3 protein-coding genes are annotated in these 23457 nt (G+C 73.6%); all 3 read right to left on the minus strand.

Translation table 11 applies throughout. From position 1 onward, the window contains the following. The 3 genes from OG245_RS03100 to asnB are packed head-to-tail and all read right to left on the minus strand — an operon-like array spanning position 1 to position 23446. Positions 1 to 936, minus strand: coding sequence for a LysR family transcriptional regulator (locus tag OG245_RS03100; protein WP_371622003.1), 936 nt, complete (start codon positions 934 to 936; stop codon positions 1 to 3). Beyond that, positions 933 to 21413 (minus strand): SDR family NAD(P)-dependent oxidoreductase, encoded by a 20481-nt coding sequence (locus OG245_RS03105; RefSeq protein ID WP_371622004.1) that lies wholly within the window; start codon positions 21411 to 21413, stop codon positions 933 to 935. The genes OG245_RS03100 and OG245_RS03105 overlap by 4 nt, the downstream gene beginning before the upstream one ends. After that, on the minus strand, positions 21410 to 23446 hold the full coding sequence (gene asnB, locus OG245_RS03110) for an asparagine synthase (glutamine-hydrolyzing) (protein ID WP_371622005.1): 2037 nt from the start codon (positions 23444 to 23446) through the stop codon (positions 21410 to 21412). The genes OG245_RS03105 and asnB overlap by 4 nt, the downstream gene beginning before the upstream one ends. Between the last annotated feature and the right edge of the window lie 11 nt (positions 23447 to 23457).

Below are 23457 nucleotides of genomic sequence, written 5' to 3' on the forward strand. Positions count from 1 at the left end.
CTACGGACCGCCCGGCCGGGTTCCGCTCCGGGCCGCCGGCAGGGTCGAGCCGAGCACGTCCAGGAAGGCCATGCCGCGGCCACTCATCGTCAGACCGTGCATCATGGCCACGCCGAGGGAGGCGGGAGGCAGGTCTCCGGCGATCTCGACCGTGCGGACCGTCCCGCCGTCGAGAGTCGTCGTCACCTCGGTGCGCTGGTACATCAGGGCGAATCCGGATCCGGCCGCCACGAGGCCCCGCGTCGTCTCCACGCTCGCCGCCCCGATCACACGCGGCAGGGGAACGCCGGCGTTGGCGAACAGCTTCTCGGCGTGGCGGACGACGTCGGGCGCGTTCGGGGTGACCAGTGGGCGGGTGGCCAGTTCGGCCAGCTCCACCGGTCCGCTCCTGGCCAGGGGGTCGCCGTCGGCCACCACGGCGTGAACGGGCAGCTCGGCCAGGGCGTGGAACCGGGCGTCCCCGGCCAGGAAGTCGTAGGTGACCGCCAGTTCGCAGTGCCCTTCCCGCAGGAGAGCCGCGAGCCGGTCGGCCGGCTCCTCCTGGACGGTCAACCGGATGTCCGGGTAACGCTGCCGGGTGAGCCGGTGGACGGCGGGCAGCAGGAACGGAGCGAGCGACGAGAGGAACCCGACATCGAGCCCGCCGGCGGCGTCCCCCGCCAGGGCGTCGCCCCGCTCCTTGAGATTCCTGGCCCGCCCCAGCAGGTCCCGGGCCTCCCGCAGCAGGTGTCGGCCGCTCGGGGTGAGGGAGACCCCCCGGGCGTGATGCCGCAGGAGGAGCTGTACACCGAGTTGGCGTTCCAGCCTCATCACGGCCGAGGAGACCGTCGACTGCGAGGCGCACAACTGCTCCGCCGCCTCCGATATGTTGCCCACTTCGGCGGAGACGACGAAGTACCGCAGTTGCGCGAGGCTGAAGCCCAGGCCGTCGCTCATCGCGCGCCTCCGGCCCGGTCCCGCAGGGTGTCCAGCCATCGGTCGACCGTGAGCGCGGTCGCCCCGGCGTGCTCCTCCAGCAGGGAGAAGTGGTCCCCCGTCAGATCGGTCCGCCGGTGCTCCAGTGGCCAGCCGGACCGCGCGTCCTCGCCGAGCAGTTCCAGCAGGGGCCCTTCCTGCGCGGCGCCCGCCACCAGGGTCGGGGTGGTCACCGGCAGCGGGCGCCAGCCGTCGAGCAGCCCCCCGTACCAGGCCATCGCCGTCACCTGTTCGTCGTCGAGGGGCAGGCGCGGGAACCGTTCGAGCAGCCGCCGCGTGATCACGGCCATGCCCCGGACCATCGCCGCCCCGGTCGTCCGCGGGGTGTCGAGCAGCACCAGCCCGGCGGGTGGTGCGCCGGCCGCCTCCAGCCGGCGCACCACGTCGTGGGCCAGCCAGCCGCCGGAGGAGTAGCCCGCGAGCGCGAACCCACCGCGCCCGAACCGTCGGAGCAGGGTGGCGGCAAGCCGCTCCGCCGCCGCCTCCAGGTCCACGGGCAGCGGCTCCCCGGGACGGTAGCCGGGCAGGGAGGCCGCCCAGACCTGGCGGCGGCCCCGGAGCGCGCCGGCGAAGTTCACGTACTGGTGGGCCCCGGTGGGGGCGATCAGCGACGGCAGGCAGACCAGGTCGGGCTCCCGCCGTCCGTCCGACAGCCTCAGCAACTCCGGCTCGTCGCCCGCTCCGGCCGCGAACACCGGCCGGAGCCGGGCTGCCATCGAGAGCAGGTCACCGGCCTGCTGCGGGGTGCCGGTCTCCAGCACCGTACGGAACAGGGCGGCGACGGTACGGGGGGCGTCCGCCGCGGGCCGCGGCGCCGGCCCGGGGTCGGGGCGGCCCCCAGCGACCGGGTTCAGGCGCGCCACGAGGGCGTCCACGTGCGGGCCGCCGCTCGTGACGAAGTGATCGGCGAGCTCCTCGACGGACTCGGCGTCGAAGAGCAGCGTGGACGAGACCTCGCCGAGGTCCTCCCGCAGGGCGTTGGTCAACTGGAGCACGAGGATGGAGTCCATGCCGTAGTCGCTGAGCGGCGTGGAGAGGGCGATCCGGTCCGCGGGGACGCCGAGGGTCTCCGCTGCCCGGTCACGGAGGTAACCGGCCAGGGCCTCGGCCCTGTTCCCCGGTCCGGCGACGGACGGGGCGACCGCTCCCCCGGCGTCCAGGGGTTGCGCGGGGACCTGGACGAAGGCGGGGGCAGGCGGCCGCGGGACGGCGACCGCGGCGGGCGGGGACGGGGAGTCCTCCGCTGCCGGGGGCGTCGCTTCCCGGCGGCCCGCCGGTTGCCCGCGTCCGGGCTTCCGGTCCGCGGGCCCGCGGCCGGTCCGCCGGGCCACCGACTGCCGGGCGAGCCCGTCGCTCTCGGCGGCGATGATCTGCTGCCCGAGCTCCCGCGCTTCCGGCAGCACGGGGACCACCGCCGCGAACCCTTCGCTCTCCAGCACCTTCCGCCAGTTGTCGGGCGACAGCGCCGGCGAGCCCGGTACGCGCAGCGCGTCGTCCTCGAAGAGCCACCAGCCCTCCAGCAGGCCGAACGTGAGGTGGCTGGAGACGTCGAAGTCCGCCAGTTCGTTGAGCAGGAGCCACCCTCCGTCGCGCAGGGCCGCCTTCGCGTTGCGGATCGTGTTCCGGGTGTCGCGCGTCGCGTGCAGCACGTTGGCGGCGACGACCAGGTCGTAGCTCCCGCTCTCCACTCCCCGCTGCCCGGCCAGCGGCTGTTCCGCGTCGAAGCGGGCGTAGGAGAGGTACGGCACGTCGGGTCCGTACGCGGTACGGGCGTGGTTCAGGAACGCCTTCGACAGATCGGTGTACGTGTAGGTCTCGATGTGTTCCTGGAAGGGGCGCAGCGCGGCGAACATGCCGACGCTGGTTCCGCCCGTGCCGGCGCCGATCTCCAGGATGCGGAGCCGCGTCGAAGGGTCCAGGCGCAGCCGTTCCGCGACGACCGAGACCGCGGCGTCGGCCATGGCGCGGTTGTACAGGTCGGCGACCCGGTTGTCGCGGTAGGTGCCTTCGACGAGTTCGACGGAGCCGCGCGGGAACAGGACGTCGGTCGGCCTGGTCACACCGGTGAGGATGCCGGGCAGGGCCCGGAGCGTGGCGTCGAGCAGGGCGAGTTCGGCCGCCTTGTCGGGGTCGGTGGACCAGCGGGCGCGGCACTCGTCCCACTCGCGTACGAGGGCGTCCAGCGACGGGGCCGTGTCCGGCACGATGCGGAGCGCGTGGTCGAGCCAGGTCGCGTACCTGTCCAGGATCCCGGCGCGCCGGCGAAGCCGGTCGATGTCGCCGGGGGACGTGGGAGTGCCGGGGTCGCGCAGCCCGCCGAGCGCTTGCAGGTGGCCGCGGACCATCCTCGCCAGGAGCGGATCGCGCTCGTCCGAGCGCCACGCGGCGATCGCGCGGATCGCCTCCCACTCGGCGGGCGGGGCCGCGGCCGACGCGACGCGTGCGGGCGCGACGCGGGTCCGTGCCCTGGGGTGAACGGTGATCCGCGTCGTCGGGTCCAGCGCCTCGATGGCGTCGAGGTCCCTCACCTTGATGAAGCTCAACTGGCGCTGGGGGCCGCCGAGCAGCGTGTCGAGCGCGTCCATCGCCTCCGGGGCCTCGATCGAGAGGAGGCCCCAGCGCGCCATGTGCTCCTTGTGCCGCTCGGTCGAGGCACTGCCGACGCTCCCCCACCACCCCCAGTTCATCACCTTGACCGGGCACGGCCAGTGCCGGTCGAGGAAGTGGGCGTAGGCGTCGCCGAAGGTGCAGCCCGCCGCGTAGTTGCTCTGGCCCGCTGCCGTCGTGAAGGACTGGACGGACGAGAAGAACAGGGCGAAGTCCAGTGCCTCGTCCGCGAAGACCTCGGCCATGGCCACCCCGACGTCGACCTTCGCGGCGAGGCTCGCCCGCAGGGTCGCCTCGTCCATCCGCGCCAGGCTCCGGTCCCGCAGGTCGAGCGCCGCCTGGACGACGCCGTGGATGCGCGGGTGGCGGCGCTTGACCTCCTTGTGGGCGAGGCGCAGGGACGCGGGGTCGGCGGCGTCGGCGGACAGGTAGCTCACCCGGCCGCCGGCCTCGGCCAGCCGTGCGTCGATCGACGCGTCCTTCGGTCGTCGGCCGATCCAGATCACGTGGGCGTCGTGGTGGCGTACGACATGCCGGGTCCACTGGACGCCGAGTCCGCCGGCGCCGCCGATCACGACGTAGACGCCGCCCTGCCGGTACGGGGCGTGCTGGGGGTCGCCGGGCTCGTTCGGCGCCCAGCGGCGCGCCAGCCACTGGCCGGCGCGATGCGCCAAGGGGTCGTCGCCGCTACGGCCGGGGAGTGTCAGGAGGTCGTCGGGCAGCCCGGCGGTGTCGAGGTCGGCCCGGCGGACGGACCAGTTCGCGTACTCCTGGGCGAGCGACCCGAAGAAGCCGTGCAGCCCGGCGTGGGCGGGTGCGGTCGGCTCGTCGTCGTACGTGGTGAGGGCCCGTCGTGTGACCAGCGTGATGCGGAGCGGGCGCGCGTCGTGTCCGGTGGCGACGAGGGCCTTGGCCGTACGGAAGGCCGCGACGACACCCTCCTCCTGGGCCCTGGTGAAGCCGGCGGTGTCGGTCGGCAGGAGGGCCTGACCGTCGTCCGGCCCGGGACCGGGCGCGATCCAGACGAGGTGGCCGACCGGAGCCGTGGCCCGGAGCCGGTCGGCGATCTCGTCGGTCGACGCTCCGGGCGCGAGGTCCCACGGGGTGGCGCCCGGGTGCCGGCCGACGAGTGCGGCCCGCTGCTCGGCCGTGCCTCCCACCACGAGGACGTGCTCCGCGGGGTCCGGGGCGTGTTCGCCGGCGGTGTACGCGGCCACGGGTTCCCAGACGGGTGCGAACAGGGAGGGGACCGGCTCCTTGGGGCGGCGCGCGGTGTAGCCGGTCATCCGTACGCAGACCCGGCCGTGGAGGTCGGTGATGTCCACGTCCAGCCGGCTCAGCGCGGTCGCGGGCCCGGCCCCGTCGGCGACGCGGACGACGGCCCACGCCGAGGACGGGCACGGGGCGAGGAGTTCGAACCGGTCGAGCGCGAACGGCACCGCGGTCTCCAGGTCGGCGGGTCCGTCGGTGAGGTGCAGCGCGATGGATGCCTGGATGGCGGAGTCCAGCAGCGCCGGGGGAAGAACGGCCCCGCCGTCGGCGGGGCCCGCACCGGCCGGGAGTTCCAGTTCGGCGAGGACGGTCCGGGTGCCGGTGTCGACGTACGCCGCACGGATGGCGCGGAGGGACGGCCCGTGGACGATGCCCATCGCCGCGAGCGCCTCGCGGACGCCTTCGGCGGACACGGGCGTCGTGCGGGCCGCGCGGAGCGAGGTGAGGTCGACGCGGTCGGGACGGGTCGTGCCGGTGCGGAACACGCGCCCGGTGGAGAGGACGGTGGGGTCGGCGCCGCCGTCCGCCCGCGCGGTGATCTCGAAGGCGAGCCCGTCGTCCTCGCCGGGCTTCACCAGGACGTCGACGCCCAGGGGCACTCCGCCTTCGACGGTGGCCGGCCGTACCCAGGTGATGTCGCGCATCAGCAGGGGGGCCGTCGCGTCCGCGCCCCAGAGCCGGACGGCGGTCTCCCGCGCCAGTTCGAGGTGGACGACGCCGGGCAGAACGTGCTGTCCGCGCACCGTGTGGTCGCGCAGGACGGGTTCGGCGTCCGTGAACACCGCGGAGGCGCGCAGCGCACCGGGAGAGTCCGGTACCTCCGACGTCCGGTGGATCAGCGGGTGGCCGGCCCCCGGGCGTTCCCCCGAGGTGGCGGGGACGGGCCGTGGTGCGGCGGGCGGCGGGCCGGCCCAGTGGCTCTCCCGGGCGAACGGATAGGTGGGCAGGGGGACCCGCCGATGGGCTCCGGCCGGGAAGATCGCACCAAAGTCGAGTGCGTCGCCCCGGGCGAAGCACCCGGCGAGGACGGTGAGGTCCGCGCGGTGGGTCTCGACGTCCGCGCGGTGGGTCCCGACGTCCGCGGGGCGGTTCTCGGCGTCACCGCGGCGGGCGTCGGCGCCCGCCCGGACGCCCCCGCCTTCCGCACCGTACTTCGCCGCGTCCGTTCCGGTGGCGGTGAACCGCGTGCAGCGTTCCAGGCAGGCTTCGCCCCGGCTCGTGTCCGCGTCCGGTCGGCCCCTGCCCTCGGGCGCCGGCCCGCCGGTGAACGCCTCCGTTCCGTCGAGCCCTTCGTCGAGGATCCGCAGCAGCTCGGCGCGGTCCTCCGCCACACAGGCGAACCGGTGAGGGAACCGGTCCCTTCCGACCGCGAGCGTGTACGCCAGGTCCCCGAGGTCCGGGGCGTGCTCGTGACGGACGCGCTCGGCCAACCGGGCCACCTGCTGGGCCAGTTGCTCGCGCGAGTGCGCGGAGAGGACGACCAGGCGCGGGAGCCCGGAGGTCGGGGCGCCGGCCCGCGCGATGTCCGGCGCCTCCTCGATGACGAGGTGGGCGTTGGTGCCGCTCGCGCCGAAGGAGCTGACGGCTCCCCTGCGTGGCCCGCCGTCGGACGGAGGCTCCCACGGGTGGGCGTGCGTGCTCAGGTAGAACGGGCTGGTGTCGAGATCGATGGCGCCGCCCGGTTTCTCGAAGTGCAGCGAAGCCGGGATCTGCCGGTGCCTCATCGCGAGGAGGATCTTGAAGACGCCCGCGACGCCCGCGGCGAACTGGGTGTGCCCGAGGTTCGACTTGACGGAGCCCAGCGCGCAGAAGCCGGTCCTCTCCGTGCCGGCCCGGAACACCCGGCTGAGCGCCGAGAACTCGATGGGGTCGCCGAGCGGAGTGCCGGTTCCGTGCGCCTCCAGGAGTTGGATGGCCCCGGCGTCGATGCCGCCGGACGCGTGGACGTCACGGAGGAGGGCCTCCTGCGACACGGAGCTGGGCGCGGTGATGCCGTTGGTCGCACCGTCGTGGTTGCTGCCGGTGGCGCGGATGACGCCGTGGATGTGGTCCCCGTCGGCGATCGCGTCGTCCAACCGCTTGAGCACGAGGACGCCGACGCCCTCTCCGGGGACGAAGCCGTCCGCGCGGTGGTCGAAGGTGTGGCAGCGGCCCGTCGGCGAGAGCATCCCCGCCCGCCCGGCCAGCTCGTAGAGGCGGGGAGTCGTCTGGACGAAGACGCCGCCCGCCAGCGCCATGTCCGTCTCGCCCGACCGGAGCCCCCGGCAGGCCAGGTCGATCGCGATCAGCGAGCTGGAGCACGCCGTGTCCACCGCGAGCGCGGGGCCCTTCAGGTCGAGGACGTAGGAGGCGCGGGCCGGGATCAGGGACGCCATGTTCCCCCAGAAGGCCTGGGCCGGACCGTTCTCCCCGACCAGCTCGTGGTAATCGCCGTTCCAGCAGCCCACGTACACACCGCAGCGGGACCCGCTCAGCTGCCGTCCGGCGTGGCCCGCGTCCTCCAGGGCCTTCCACGCCTCCTCCAGAAGCAGTCGCTGCTGGGGGTCCATGACGGCGGCCTCGACGCCCGAGATGCCGAAGAAGAGCGGGTCGAACCGATCGATGCCGTCGAGGAATCCCCCCTGTGTGCAGCGTGCCGATCCGTCGGGCCCGGTGGCCGGGAGGTCCCAGCGGGTCGCTTCGGTGATGAGGTCGTCGCCGTTCGCCAGATGGGTCCACAGCTCGTCGAGGGTGTCGGAACCGGCGAACCGCCCGCTCATCCCGATCACGGCGATCGGTTCGGATCCGGCCGACGGCCCGACGGGAACGGAGCCACCGGTGGTCGCCGGGCGGGCGGCGGTGACGCCGCTGTGCGTCGGGGCCGGGACGGGGGCCGGGGTCCCGGGGGCCGTGGGGACGGAGGTGCGGGCCGGCAGGGGCCCGAACTCCGCGAGCAGATGCGCGGCGAGGCGGTCGGCGGAGCTGTGGTCGAAGACGACATCGGTCGCGAGGTCGGTTCCCAGCTCCTCGTTGAGCACATGGACGAGACGGACGGCGAGGATGGAGTCGAGGCCGTAGTCGGCGAACGCGAGCCCGCCCTCGATCTCGTCCGGCGGCATGACCAGGACGTCCGCGATCTTCGCGCGCACCAGCCGCGCGATCCCTGCGCCGGGTGCGGTACCGGCCGGTTCCTGGGAGGACGTCCCGGGCGCGGTGCGCGGCGTGGCTGCGGGAGCACCGGCCGGTGCGCCGGTGGAGGCACCCGTACGGACGCCGGTGTCGATCGTGTGCCCGGCCGGCTCCAGGTCCCCGATCCAGAACCGGTCCCTCGCGAACGGGTACGTCGGCAGGGCGATCCGGCGGGGCGGGGGCACCGCCCCGGGGAGTGCCCGCCAGTCCAGGTCCACCCCGTCGGCCCAGAGGGCGGCCAGCTTGTCCTGCTTGCCCTCGCGGCCCCACCGTTCGGCCACGAGCTCCCGGAGACCGTCGTCGGCCCAGATCGCGGCGGCGGCGCCCCGGTCCTGCCCGGCGCTGCCCCGGTGCAGTCCCGGCACCGCCGTCCCGTCGCCGGTCTCCGCGAACGCGCCCAGCACCCGCCGGAGTTCGGGCAGCGAGAGCACCGTCACCGCCAGGCGCTCCGTCATCGCCTCGCGACCGGACCGCAGGGTGAACGCGAGGTCCGCCAGGCGGACCGTCCGACCGTGCGCCTCCTCCTGTTCGAGGAACGCCACCAGGCGCGCCGCGGAGTGCCGCAGCTGCTCCGGGGTCCGTGCCGACAGGACGACGAGCTGCTCGCCGTCGTCGGCGGCGCGCTCGGCGGGGGCGGCGTCCGCCACGTACTCCTCGATGATCACGTGCGCGTTCGAGCCGCCGGCCCCGAAGGACGAGACCGCCGTGATGCGCGGTCCTCCGGACTCCCAGGGCGCGGAGGCCCGCTGGAGGCGGAACGGCGTCTCCTCGAACCTGATGCCGGGGTTCGGTTCCTCGGCGTGCAGGCTCGGGACGAGTGTGCGGTGCCGGAGCTGGAGGACGGCCTTGGTGACACCGGCGATGCCCGCGGCGGCCTCCAGGTGCCCGATCACCGACTTCACGGAGCCGATCGCACAGAACTGCCGGTCCCCGGTGAACTTCTCGAAGGCGAGCGAGAGCCCCTTCACCTCGATCGGGTCGCCCAGTTCCGTGCCGGTGCCGTGCGCCTCGACGTAGCCGACGTCGCGCGCCGAGATCCCGGCCCGGGCCAGCGCGTCACCGATCAGCTCCGCCTGGGCGGCCGGGCTGGGTACGGTGTAGCCGCTCGACCGGCCACCGTGGTTGATGCTCGTCCCCCGGACCACGGCGAGGACCCGGTCCCCGTCCGCGAGAGCGCGCGCCAGCGGTTTCAGCAGCACCGCGCCGACACCCTCACCGGGGACGAACCCATCGGCGCCGCTCCCGAAGCTCCGTAGCCGCGACTGCGCGGACAGCATGCCGGAGCGGCAGAGTTCGACGTAGTCGGACGGGTGCAGATACAGGTTCACGCCACCGGCGACGGCGAGCTCGCAGGAGCCCTGGCGCAGGTGCTCGCAGGCTTCGTGGATCGCCGTCAGCGAGGACGAGCACATCGTGTCGATCGTCAGGCTGGGGCCCTGGAGGTCCAGGACGTAGGAGGTGCGGGCGCTGAGCGAGGCGAAGGAGAGCGCGGGTGCGATCCGCTCGCCGGACGGCAACTCGGCCTCGCCGTGCCGTGCGTGGCCGGACTTGGTCACGCCGGCGAAGACGCCGACGCGCCGCTGATGGCGGCGGGCCAGTTCCTCGCGGGTGTAGCCCGCGTCCTCGATCACTTCCCAGGATGCCTGGAGGAACAGGCGCTCCTGCGGGTCCATGGCGTACGCGTCGCGCGGCGCGATCCGGAAGAAGTGCGGGTCGAACGCGTCGAAGTCCTCCAGGAATCCGCCCCACTTGCTGTAGCTGAGTCCGTTGGCGACGGCGGTGGCGCGGTCCGGCTCGTAGAAGCCCTCCAGCGGCCACCGGTCCCGGGGGATCTCGGTGATGCGGTCGCGTCCGGCCGTGAGGTTCCGCCAGAACTCGTCGGTGTTCCGCGCGCCCGGATAGCGTCCGCTCATCCCGATGATCGCGATGGCGTCGTCCTGGGCGGGCACGCCGGACGGGTCGGCCGCGGCCCGAGGAGCCTCGGCGGCCCCGGAAGCCTCGGTGGCCCCGGAAGCCGCGGAGGTCTCCTGGCCGGCCCGGGTCCGCGGGTCCGTGAGGTGCTCGGCGACGGCGCGCAGGGTGGGGGCCTCGTAGAAGAGCGTCGTCGAGGTCTCCCCGAACGCGGTGTGCAGTTCCTTGTTGAGCTGGATGACCATGACCGAGTCGAGGGCCAGGTCGTCGAGCGGCCGGTCGGGGTCGATGGCGTGCGGGGGCAGCTTCGTGACCCGGGCGAAGAGCCCGAGGACCGACCGGAGCGTCTCCCGGTCCGGGGCCGCACCGCCGGCGGTCTCCGGTGCGGACGCCGGCGCCTCGGCCGCCCCGGACGCGGAGACCGGGGCGGGTACGGAAACCGGTGCGGGCGCGGTCGTCGGTCCGTGCGCGGTCTCCCCCCGCTCGCCGTGGTGCACCCAGATCTGGTCCTCGCCGGCCTCGCCGAGGCGCCAGGAGTTCAGGAGGGCGTCGAGCCCGGCGTCCGACTCCATGGGGACGAGGCCGCGATGACGCCGAAGGTACGCGCGGGTCGCGTCGTCGACCGTCATCCCGCCGTCCTTCCAGAGCGGCCACGCGATCGAGACCGTGCGGCCCGAGCGTCCGCCCGCCGCGACGCGCACGTTGCGGCGGGTGGCGAACGTGCCGAGGTGGGCGTTGGCCGTGGCGTAGTCGGACTGGCCGGGGTTGCCCGTGACGGCCGCGCCGGACGAGAAGAGGACGAAGGATTCGAGCGGCAGGTCCGCCGTGGCCCGGTCCAGGTGGACCGCGCCGTCGACCTTCGGGGCCAGGACCGCCTCCCATTCCTCCGGGGTCTTGTCCTTGACGTACGCGTCGTGGATCACGCCTGCGGCGTGGATGACTCCGTGGATGGCGCCGCTCCGCTCGCGCACCTCCGCGACGAGATGGCGCACCTCCTCCCAGCGGGAGACGTCCGCGACGGCGTAGCGGGCGTCCGCTCCCGCGTCCCGCAGTTCGGCGAGGAGCCGGTCCGTGCGCGGACCCGGTGCGGACCGGCCGACGAGGACGAGCCCCGGGCGTTCGGTGTCGCGTGCGATCCGGCGGGCGACGACGGCCCCGATGCCGCCGGCGCCGCCGGTGATCAGGTAGGTGCCTCCTGAACGCCACGGCGTGCCCGTGCCGGCGGCCGTGCGGGGTGACCAGGTCCGGACGTGGCGTCCCGTGTCCCGGTGGAGGACGAGTGGGTCGTCGGCGTGCTGTGCGTTCTCCAGGACCGCGCCCGCGATCCGGTCGCGGTCGCTCGCCCCGTCGAGGACGAGGACCTGTCCGGTGACGCGCGGGTTCTCCAGTGCCGTCGTGCGCAGGAGCGCGGAGAGTGCCGGACCGGTCTCCTCGTCCTCGGTGGCCGATGTCACCACCTGCACCAGGGTGGTTCCGTCGTGCGCCTCCGCCGCGAGCGTCCGGGCGAGCTCGAAGACCTGCCGTGACAGGTCGGTGAAGCGGGTCTCCGGGCGTTGCCCGGCCGTGGTGACGGCGTGGCAGCGCACCCCTGGCAGCAGTCGCTCGACTCCGTCCTTCAGGGATGCGGGTGTTCCGCACAGGATGACCGCGTGATGCCGGTACGGGGAGCCGGCGGCAGGGCCCGCGACCCCGGTGGCGGGCCTCGGCGTCCACCGGGGCACCAGCAGTGTCGTCCCGGAGGCGGGCGCGGGGACGGGTTCCCGGGCGGCGGGCGCGGGGACGGAGGGAAGTTCCCGGCCGGGGACGGGTGCCTGGGCGGAGGCGTCCGGCTCCGCGCCGCGGGGAATCCAGTACCGGTCGCGTGCGAACGGATAGGCCGGGAGGTGCGCACGCCTCGGCGTTCCGGCACCGGCGCCGTCGGGCCCGTACAGCCGCCGCCACTCGGCCTCGCCCCCGCCGCGCCAGCGGGCGATCAGCTCGGTGAGGCCGTCCGGGTCCTGGCCGGGGGCCGGATCCGGTCCGTCCTCACGGTCACTGATGAACGCACGGAGCCGGGAGACGAGTTCGCCGCGGGAGGAGACGGCCCAGCCGACGCGTTCGGCCATCGGCTCCCGTCCCGTCTGGAGCGTCCACGCGATCGAACGGAGTGAATCGGTGTGCCGGGCGTCCTCCAGGTGCGCGAGCAGATCCCGCGCCCGCTCGCGCAGTTCCCGCTCCGTGCGCGCCGAGAGGGGCACGGCGACCCTGCGGCCCTCGGGGGCGTCCAGATCCCGTGCCGAGGCCGCCTCCTGGTCCTTGCCCGGGTACTCCTCCAGCACGATGTGGCAGTTCGCGCCGCCGAAGCCGAAGCTGCTGACCCCGGCCCGCCGGGGGACGGGCGCACCGTGCCGGTCACGCGCCCGCTCCCAGGGCTCGCTCGTGCGGATGATGCGGAACGGGCTGCCGTCGAGCTGTATGTACGGGTTGATCTCGTCGCAGTTCCGGGAGGGCGGCAGGGTGCCGTGCTCCATCGCGAGGACCGTCTTGAGCAGGCCCGCGATGCCGGCGGCGGCTTCCAGGTGCCCGATGTTGGCCTTCACCGAGCCGAGTGCGCAGGTTCCTCCGCCGTCGCTCCCCAGCCGCCGGTAGGCGTTCCGGAGCGCCTGCACCTCGACGGGGTCGCCCAGGGCCGTGCCGGTGCCGTGGGCCTCCAGATAGCCGATGGTGCGGGGGTCGATGCCGTCCATCGCCCGCACCACGAGGTCCGCCTGTGCGGTCCCGTTCGGCGCGGTGAGGGAGTTCGCCCGCCCGCCGTGGTTCTCGGCGCTCCCCACGACGACGGCGAGGATCGCGTCCCCGTCGCGCTCGGCTGCGGCGAGCGGCTTCAGCACGACCGCGCCGACGCCCTCGCCCCGTACGTAGCCGTTCGCGTCGCTCGCGAAGGTCTTGCACCGTCCGTCCGGGCTCAGCATGCCCGCCTGTGCGGCGCTGACGAACGTGTCGACGCTGAGGAGGAGGTTCACCCCGCCCGCTATCGCGGCGTCGCACGCCCCGGACCGGAGCGCTTCGACGGCCCGGTGGACGGCGACGAGCGAGCTGGAGCAGGCCGTGTCGACGGGCTCGCTCGGGCCGTGGATGTCGAGGACGTAGGAGATGCGGTTGGCGAGCATGGAGTGGGCGTTGCCCGTGGAGGTGAAGGCGTCCGGCGGGGTGCCGTGGGCGGCGAGCAGCGTCGCGTAGTCGGTGCCCGAGACGCCGAAGAACAGCCCGGTGCTCTCCGGCAGGCCCGCGGGCGCGTACCCGCTGTTCTCCACCGCGTTCCAGACGGTCTGCAGCGCCAGCCGGTGCTGCGGGTCCATCAGTTCGGCCTCGCGCGGCAGGATCCGGAAGAAGGCGGCGTCGAAGGCGTCCACCCCGTCGAGGACGCCCGCGTGGCGCGGGAAGTCGGAAGCCTCCACGATGCGCGCGTACCGGGTGTCGTACCGGTCGACGGGGAAGGCCCTCACGTGGTCGGTGCCGGCGGCCAGGTTCGCCCAGTACGCGTCCAGGTCGGGGGCGCCGGGAAAGCTGCCCGCGGCTCCGATGACGGCGATCGGAAAGGCGGCGTTCGCGACCGCCGGGCGCGGGGCGGCGGGTCGCGGCGCGGCGTCGGGGACCTCGGCCTTCTCCCGGGCGGTCCGGTGCCCGGCGTCCGGGGTGGGCCGCGGCGGGGCCTCGGAGGTCCGGGCAGGGGTCCGGGTGCGGTCCGGGGTCCCGGTGGACCGCTCGTACGCCGTGCGCAGGGCGGCGGGGTGTTCGGCGACGAGGTGTTCCCCCAGCGACGCGAAGGTGTTGCGGTCGAAGAAGACCGCGGGGGTCAGCTCGATGCCGAGCCGCTCGCCCGCCTGCTGCGCCAGGGCGATGAGCGAGATCGAGTCGAAGCCGAAGGCGTCGAAGCCGGTGCGGGCGTCGAGTTCGTCGAGGTCGAACTTGAGGATGCCGGACGCCAGGCCGCGCAGTTCGTCGACCGCGAAGGCCAGGAGTCCCCCGGCCTCCACGGACTCCCGAGGTGTCCCGTCGAGCTCTCCTGCGCTCCGGCGACCGGCGCCCGATCCGGTCGCGCCCGCTGTCCGTGCGTTCACCGCCGGATCCTCCCTCGGTCCTTCGTCGTCGCCGCACCACAGGCCGGCGAGTACGCCGACCACGTCGCCGTTCCGGTCCAGCAAGCCGACCGAGCCCCCGATCCCCTCTCCCTGCGCGGTCACGTCGAAGACCGCGTACGCCACGGGGACCCGGCCGGCCGGCCCGTCCGCGAAGAGCCGGATCTCGTCGATCCGGTGCGGTGCGCTCCGCGCCCACCGGGGGTCGCCGGTGCGCTTCGCCTCGAACTGCAGGCCCTGCGCCACGGCGGAGAGCACCTGCGGAGCGAGCGAGACGTGGGGCTTCACATGGTCGCGCTGGAGCTCGGGCGCGCCGAGCCGCAGCGCGAGGCGTCCGTCCCGCAGTCGGAACACCCCCTCGACACCGGCGAGTTCGGGGCCGTACCCGACTCCGCCCCCGGCCAGTTCCGCGAGGAAGGCGGCCGGGGAGAGCGCTTCGGCCAGGTCCGGTGCCAGCGCCCCGGGGAGCAGGCCGACGAACCGTTCGGCGTGGGGGTGTCCGGACGGCCGCGTCCCGGTGCCCTCGTCCGCCCGCAGGTCGAACGCGGCCACAGCGGTACGTCGCCCCGACGCGTCCTCCGTGTGCACGGCTCCCGCCGCCGTCCTCCCCCCGGAGGTGTCCAGGACCGTCACCAGGCGCGCCGCGGCGGGCCAGTCGACCGGACCGAGGAGACGAAGCCCGCGCACGACCGACCCGTCGGAGAAGCTTGAGACCTTCGCGGCCGCGATCGCCAGGTCGATGGCGAAGGTGGGGACGATGCCGCGTGTCCTGTCCGGCCGCTCGCCCAGGGTGCGGCCGTAGTCCAGGAGATCGTCCAGGTGCACGTCGAGGACGTACCGCAGCCCGGTGACGTCCGACGCGTTCCTGCCGAGGAACGGGTGCAGCTTCTCGCGCAGGGCGAGCGGCGCGGTCACGGACGGCGCGCCGTCCTCCCGGGCGACCCAGCACCGCACGCGCTCGAAGGGGTAGGCGGGGAGGGAGACGCGGCGGGGCCTGGGCGCGTCCTGTGCGTCGGCCCTCTCCCAGTCGACGCTCTTCCCGTCCACCCAGGTGGTCGCGAGGTCGCGCAGGTCCGCGGCACGGGCGCCGCCGCCGGCGAGCGCGGCGGCGAGGTCCCGGTCACCCGCCAGTCGGCGGTCGACGGCGGCCAGCGCCTCGTCCGGGGTCCGCGCGAGGAACGCCCACCGGCAGGGGAGTTCGTTCTTGCCCACACGGAGGGTGTGGGCGACCGACGCGAGGTCCGGCGCCGCCGCCCCGGCGAGGAAGGCGCGGAACCGGGTGAGGTACGCCGACAGCGCGGATTCGTTCATCGCGGAGAAGACGAGGAGTTCCTCGCGCCCACCGGGCGGGCCACCGGGTGCGCCGCCGTCCTGCCGCGGGTACTCCTCCAGGATCATGTGGGAGTTCATCCCGCCCGCGCCGATCGAGGTGATCCCGGCGCGGCGCGGATGGGTGACCTCGCGCCCGTCGACGGTGGTCACCGGTGGCTTCCAGGCGGCGACTTCCTGCTGCACCCGGAAGGGGGTGCGGGAGAAGTCGATGTCCGGGTTGGTCACCGAGCTGTGCAGCGAGGGGACCAGTTGTCCCCGCTGGAACTGGAGGATGACCTTGGCGAGGCCGATCATTCCGGCGGCGTGCAGCAGGTGGCCCATGTTGGACTTCACCGAGCCGATCGCGCAGAACCCGGTCTCCGGGGTGTACTTCTGGTAGGCCGTGGTCAGCGCCTTGACCTCGATCGGGTCGCCGAGGGACGTCCCTGATCCGTGCGCCTCCACGTAGCTGATGGTCCGCGGGTCGACCCCCGCGTCGTCGATCGCCTTCTCGATCGCGCGCGCCTGCATCCGGGGACTGGGGACGGTGAACCCGTTGCGCACGCCGGCGTTGGCGAGGGCGGTTCCCTTGATGACGGCGTACACGTGGTCGCCGTCGCGCTCGGCCTCGACGAGCGGCTTGAGGACCAGGGCGCCGACGCCCTCCCCGAGGATCGTCCCGTCCGCCCCGAGACCGAAGCTCCGGATCACGTCCGAGTTCGCCGTCGTGAAGTGCTCCTGCGACGAGCTGATGAGGTTGTACGGGTGCAGGAGCAGGTTCACCCCGCCCGCGACCGCCATGGAGCACTCACGCGCCCGGAGCATCTGCACGGCCTGGTGGACGCAGGTGGAGGATCCCGAGCACATGGTGTCCACGAAGAGCGAGGGCCCGGTGAATCCGTAGAAGTACGACAGCATGTTGGGGAGCGTCCCCGTGTAGCTGCCGCTCGCCGCGGACCCCCGGGTGAGGCCGTTCTCGAAGCCGTAGAGGCCGTAGTGGTTGCTCATGGAACCGGCCAGCACACCGACGTCCCCGTCGTACTTCCGGCGTAGCGTCTCGCGCGAGTAGCCCGCGTCCTCCAGCGCCTCGACCCCCGCCCGCAGGAACAACCGGACCTCGGGCGACATGTTCTCGGCCTCGCGCTTGGAGATGCGGAAGTAGCGGGGGTCGAACGTGTCGATGTCCTGGAGGAACGTTCCGGTGCGGATGGAGCTCTTGCCGAGGACACTGCGGTCGCGGCTGTAGATCGCGTCGTGGTCCCAGCGTTCGCGCGGCACCTCGCGGAACTCGTGGCGGCCCTCTGCGAGCACCGACCAGAGTTCGTCCAGGGTTTCGGCGCCGGGGTAGTTGCCGGAGACGCCGATGATCGCGATGTCGTGGTAGTCGTCGCGCCCGTCCGGGGCCTCCCGGCGTCCCGGGACGGACTCGGGGGCCGCCTCCGCCTCCGCTGCCGCGGCCGGAAGGCCGGGAGGGTCTGTGGCCGTGTCCGTGGCCGTGTCTGTGGCCGTGTCCGTGTCCGTGCTGCCGATCGGGGCCGTGGTGTCGGCCGGGTCCGTGGTGTCGCCCGCTTGTTCGCCATCCGTACGGTGCGGGGCTTCGGCGTCGAAGACGGTCCGCAGCGCACCGGCGTGCTCGGCGACGAAGTACCCGGCGACGCCCGCGATGTCGGTGTACTCGAAGAAGATGGTCTTGGGCAGCGGGCCGAAGAGTTCTTCGAGCGCCGCGGTGGTGTCGAGGATGGCGAGCGAGTCGATGCCGTACTCGATGAGGTCGACCGTCTCCTCCAGCGTCCCGGGATCACGGTGGAGCGCCTCGCCCACGACCCGGCGCAGCAGCGCCGTCGCACGTTCCGTCAGTTCTTCGTCGGTGACGGTGGAGGCCGTGCCCGCGGGAGCGGAGGGGGTGCCGGTGGGCGGTGCTTCCGGGGGCGTCGGGGCCGCCGTGAGCGTCGCGGCGGCCCCGTGCGCCACCACGACGTGCGGGGGCGCGTCGCCCAGGACGCGGCCCAGGAGCCTCAGTCCGTCCTCGGTGGGGAGGGCTTCCCAGCCCCGGTCCCGACGCATCGTCCTCAGGGTCACCGCGTCCACGGACATCCCGCCGTCGTCCCACAGCGGCCAGCTCACCGCGCGGGTCCTGCCGGTCCGCTCGCCGATGTCGACGAGCGCCTGGCGGTGGTGGGCGAAGGCGTCCAGGAAGGCGTTGGCCGCCGCGTAGTCCGACTGGCCCGCGCTGCCGAACACTCCCGCCACCGAGGAGAAGGCGACGAAGAAGTCGAGCGTGAGGCCGCGCGACGCGGCGTCGAGGTGGAGGACCCCGTCGATCTTGGGTGCCAGCACCGTGCGCAGGTCGGAGGCGTCCTTGGTGAAGACGTACGCGTCGCGGAGGACGCCCGCCGCGTGCACGATGCCGTCGATGGTCCCGTGGGCCTCGGTGATGGCGCGGACCGCCCGGTCCACGTCGGCGCCCGAGCTCACGTCGACGGGGACGTGGTGGGCGTCGACCCCCGCGTCCCGCAGCTCCCGCAGGGCCGCCCCGCTCCCGGCTCCGGGCTCGGACCGGCCGCTCAGGACGACGGTGACCCCGGCGTGCCGGCCGAAGTAGCGGGCGACGTGCCGTCCGAGCCCGCCGAGCCCGCCCGTGATCCAGTAGACCCCGCCCTCCTTCAGCGGCGGGACCTCCGGCCCGTCGCCCAGGCGCAGTTCCCCGGGCCGTGACGCATGGCGTGTGCCGTCCGCCCCATGGCGGATGTCGCAGTCGGCCGACCGGTCCAGCGCCTCCGCCCGCAGGATCTCGGCGATCCGCTCCGGCGGCGCGGCGTCGAGGTCCGCGACGCGCACGACCCGGCCCGAGACCCGGGGGTTCTCCAGGACGACGGTCCGGAACAGGCCCGTGAGGGGCGCGTGGTAGTGCCGGGGCAGCCGGTCGTCCACGAGTACGACGAACCGCCGCGGCCCTCCGGGCTTCGACCGCACGACATCGGTGACGTCCCGAAAGACCAGGTCCAGCGCGGCCCCGACGCCGTCGGCGACCCGGCCCGGTTCGACGTCGGGAAGCCCTGCGACGGTGAATCCGGTGAGTTGCGCCGCGGCGGCGGTGTGCCCGGCGGCACGTCCGCCGAGATACCCGCGTACGACGGGGGCGGGCCCGGTCCCGTCCCCGGTCGCGGTGAGGGGGGCCGGCACCCAGGACACGGCGGCGGTCACGGTGTTCCCGCCCGCCCCCGGGCCGGTTCCGCGGGCCGCCCCGGCCGGTTCCGTCCGCTGGACCAGTCCGCGCAGACTGACGCTCATGGTGCCCTTCCCGTCACAGAGGTCGATGTCGAACATGTCGAGCGCGCCGCGGCCCTCGCACCGTCGCACCCATGCCCAGGTCTCGGGCGCGCAGGGGCCGTGGACGGTGAGTTCCTCGAACGCGAAGGGCAGCACCGGGACGGACCGGCCGCCGCCCGTCGACGGCGAGGTGTCCGCCAGGAGGACGACGGAGGCCTGGAAGGCCGCGTCCAGCACGCTCGGCGGCAGGACGCATCCGGTGTCCCCGGACCCGCCCGCGTCGGGATCGACGATCCGCGCGACCAGCTCCCGCTCCCCCAGCCGCAGTTCCCTCAGCCCGCGCATGGCCGGCCCGTAGTCGAGCCCCCGGTCGCGGAACTCCGCGTACACCTCCGCGTGCCCGCGCTCGCGGGGGCACGCGGCCAGCAGCGCGGCGAGGTCGAGCCGGACCGGCTCCTGGGCCGTGACGGTCTCGGCCAGCCCCGAACTGTGCACGGTGCCGGGGGCCGTTCCGGTGGAGAGCTCGAAGCCGATCGCGCCGCCGTCCCTCGGGGTGAGCCCCACCCGGACCTCGGCCGGCCCGTCCCGCACGACCAGCGGGCGCGACCACCCCATCGCGCGGAGCCGGACGGCCGGCGGCGCCCCGGCGTCCCCGCCCGCCGCGCGGGCCACCGCCGCACGGACCATCTCCACCTGGGCCGCCGCCGGCAGCACGGGCGTGCCGCGCACCAGGTGCGCGGCGAGGAACGGCTCCTCCCCGGTGAAGGTCGAGGTGAAGCGCTGCCCTCCGGACCCGGGGACGGCGGCGTGGAGGAGGGGGTGCGGCACCGCGGAACGGGACAGCGCCGCCGTCCGCGTCCGCTGCTCCCCCGTGCGCGCCGGCTCCCTTCGCACCGTCTCGGCCCGCCCCGAGGGCGTCTGCGTACGCGCGGTCTCCGCGGGCGTCCCGTCCGCCGTCGCTCTCCCCGCGTCGTCGTCCTTCGGCGGAACCCTGAACCAGTGGCGCTCGCGGGCGAACGGATACCCGGGGAGACGCACACGGCGCGCATGTGCCGTGTGCGTCTCCCCGAGCCGCTCCGCCCAGTCCACCGTCCCGCCGCCCGCCCAGAGCGTCGCGGTCGCCCTCGGCCCGGCGGCGTCGGCGTCGGCACGCACCGTCGCGCCCAGGTGCACCTCACCCTCGGCCCGCTCACCATCCGCGAACCCTGCCAGCAGGAGGGCGAGTTCGGCACGGTCCGCGACGATGAACGCGACCCGCGCCCGCATCGGGTCGCGGCCGATCCGGAGCGTGTGCGCGATGTCCGCGAGCGCCTGAGCGGGCTGCTCCCGCAGATGGGAGAGCAGGGTGCGCGCGACGACACGCAGCCGTTCCGGTGTCCTCGCGGAGAGGGGCACGAGATGCGGACCCGGCGGCTCCGTCCGGCGCGTCCGGTCGGCGAGGTACTCCTCCAGCACGACGTGCGCGTTCGTACCGCCGAACCCGAAGGAGCTCACTCCGGCCCGGCGTGGCGGGACAGCGCCGTCCTGCCCGGGCGGCGCCTCCCAGGGCCGGGTCTCCCGGACGACGTGGAACGGACTGTCGTCGAAGCTGATGAGCCGGTTCTGCTTGCGGAAGTTGACGGTGGCGGGCAGCGCCCGGTGTGCCATGGAGGCGATCACCTTGGCGATCCCGGCGACCCCGGCGGCCCCTTCCAGATGTCCGATGTTGGTCTTGACCGACCCGATCCCGCAGCTCGCCGACCGGGCGACGGTGCCCTGCGCCGCGTGCAGGTTCCGGAAGGCGGTCTTGAGGGCCATGACCTCGATCGGGTCGCCGACGGGCGTCCCCGGACCGTGCGCCTCGATGTAGCTGACGGTCTCCGGGCGGATTCCGGCGCGGGTGTAGAGCCCTTCGATCAGGTTCGCCTGCGCGGTCGGGCTGGTGACGGTCAGGGAGTTGGTCCGGCCGCCGTGGTTCGTGGCGACCCCCTTGATGACCGCGTGGACAAGATCACCGTCCGCGACGGCCTGTGCGAGGGGTTTCAGCAGGAGCACCGCACCGCCCTCGCCCCGTACGTAGCCGTCGGCGCCCTGGTCGAAGGCGCTCGCACGGCCGGTCCGCGACAGCATGCTCGCCTGGCTGAAGGCGACGAAGTGCTTCGGCGACCAGATCAGGTTGACCCCGCCGGCGAGGGCGAGGCCGCACTCGCCGTGGCCCAGCGCGCGCACCGCTTCGTACACCGCTACCAGCGAACTCGAACACGCGGTGTCGTTGGTGATGCTCGGACCCTGGAGGTCGAGCTGGTACGAGATCCGGTTCGCGATGATCGAGTAGGCGGTACCGGTGGGGAAGTAGGCGTCCGTCCGCACCCCTTCGCGTTCCATCATCTCCGCGTAGTCCGCGTGGCAGACACCCATGAAGACGCCTGTCGCCGTGCCGGCCAGATCGCCCGCCGCGTATCCCGCGTTCTCCACGGCCCGCCAGGCGAGTTCGAGCGCCATCCTCTGCTGCGGGTCCATGCTCTCCGCCTCGCGCGGCGAGATGGCGAAGAAGTCGGCGTCGAAGCGGTCCGCGTGCTCGACGAAGCCTCCCCAGACGCTGTTGGTCTTCTGCGCCCCGCGCCGGGGATCTCCGAAATACCGCTCCTTGGACCAGCGTTCGGGCGGCACCTCCGAGATGAGCGACCGGCCGGCCAAGAGGTGTCCGGCCAGCTCCTCCAGCGTCTCGGCGCCGGGGAAGCGCAGGGCGATTCCGATGATCGCCACATCGTCCGCCGCGGACGCGGGTACGACCGTGCTCATCGGAGGCCTCCCGCACCCGGGAGGGCGTGCCCGGCGGGCCGCGGCCCCCGGGAGCCGCGGCGATCGACGATCGTGCCCACCTTCAGCTCCGCTTCCAGGTGGCCGTCCTTCCCCCAGTCCCGGCCGCCCACGAACTGCTGGTGGAGGACGGCGGTGGACAGCAGGTAGACGAAGGCCTGGTCCTCCTTCGTGCTGATCCCCTCGCTGGGTGTGGCCATGATCTTCGCCACGAGCTTCCTCGCGAACACGGGGTCGATGCCGTCGATCTTCTCCAGCTCCGCGTCCGAGAGCAGCAGCTCCATGTAGTCGGGCCGCTGCTCCTTGAAGACGGCCGCGCCGGGGGCCCGGTACGGCTGCTTGCGCCGGGCGAGGCTCGATTCCGGCAGCTCACCCCGGAAAGCCTCCTTGAGGAGGACCTTCTCCTCGGAACCGTCGTCGAACCGCAGATTGACCGAGGCCGCCGCGCGGACCACCGCGGGATCGAGGAAGGGGCAGCGGTTCTCGATGCCGTGCGCGAGGCTCATGCGCTCCCCCTGGGTGGAGAGGAGGTAACCGGGCAGCAGGGTCTTGAACTCGAGCCACTGGGCCTTCTGCACGGGACTCAGTGCTGCGTATCCGGGCGTCGACGCCGTCAGGGCCACGAGGTCCGCGAACGGATCGCCCCGTTCCTTCAGCAGCCGTGCGGCGAAACGGCCGTTCTGGTAGCGGAGTTCGTGCGAGAAGAGACCGGGGAGCCGTTCGACGGCGAATTGCTCGAACAGGCCTTTCAGCCGCGCCCGGTTCGCGGGGCCGAAGTGGCTCAGCTCGGGGTGGAGGCCACCGATCCGGGCCGTGCGTTCGTCGTCGGAGAGGTCGTGCCACGCGGCGCGCAGCAGGGTCTCACGGAAGAGCGAGTAGCCGAGGAACGCCTCGTCGGCGCCCTCGCCGCTGAGGATCACCTTGATGCCTGCGTCGCGCACATGGCGGGAGAGCAGGTACATGGGCACGAACGCGGTCCGGAACGCCGGGACTTCGGCGTGGTACACGGCGGACGGGAAGTTCGCGGCGATGTCGGCGCCGCGCACGGCGATGGACGAGTGAAGCGTCCCGAGGTGCGAGGCGACGACGTGCTGACTGCCCGACTCGTCGAAGGCCGCCTCGTCGAACTCCACCGAGAAGGTGCGGACCTCGTGCGAGGAGAGTTCGGCCGCCAGGGCGGTGACGATGGACGAGTCGAGTCCGCCGCTCAGGTAGACGCCGACCTCGACGTCGCTCCGCAGCCGCAGCCCGACGCTTTCGCGGAGGGTGTCGCGGACCAATGCGACCGCTTCCCGTGCGGAACCGGTGAACGGCTCGACGTCTATTTCGAGTTCCGCGTACGTCGTCAGATCCGTGCGTCCACCGCGCACGGTCATACAGCTCCCCATGGGCAGTTGGCGAATGTGCCGGAAGGGGGTCCGGTCGGGCAACGGGGTCCACACCGCGAACGCGGACGCGAGTTCACCCGGGTCCAGTTCGAAGCGGAATCCCGGGAATGCCTGGAACGCCTTCATCTCCGAGGCGAAGAGGAAATCCTCGCCCCGACCGGTGCCGCTCCCCCGGTCGCTGTAGAAGAGTGGGCGCTTGCCGTACCTGTCCCGGGCCAGGAAGAGGTCTCCGGAGACCGCGTCCCGGATGGCGAACGCGAACGCGCCGTTGAAACGGGGCAGACAGCCGGCACCCCATTGGGCCCACGCCTGGAGGACCACTTCCGTGTCCGAGCGAGTGCGGAACCTCCGGCCGAGCCCTCGCAACTCCTGCCGCAGTTCGATGTGGTTGTACAACTCGCCGTTGAAGCAGATCCAGTAGCGTTCCGACGGGTCTGCCATGGGCTGGGCGCCCGTGGAGAGGTCGATGACCGACAGTCTGACCGTGCCCATCGCCACGTCGTCGTCCACGTAGTAGCCCGCCTCGTCCGGACCGCGGTGGCGGATGAGCGACAGCATCGAGGCCATCACCTCGGGCGTGGCCCCGGCGTCGAGCGAGGGCGAGACGAAGCCTGCGATTCCGCACATGCGGGGTCTCC

It is taken from the genome of Streptomyces sp. NBC_01116, assembly GCF_041435495.1.
Classification (GTDB): domain Bacteria; phylum Actinomycetota; class Actinomycetes; order Streptomycetales; family Streptomycetaceae; genus Streptomyces.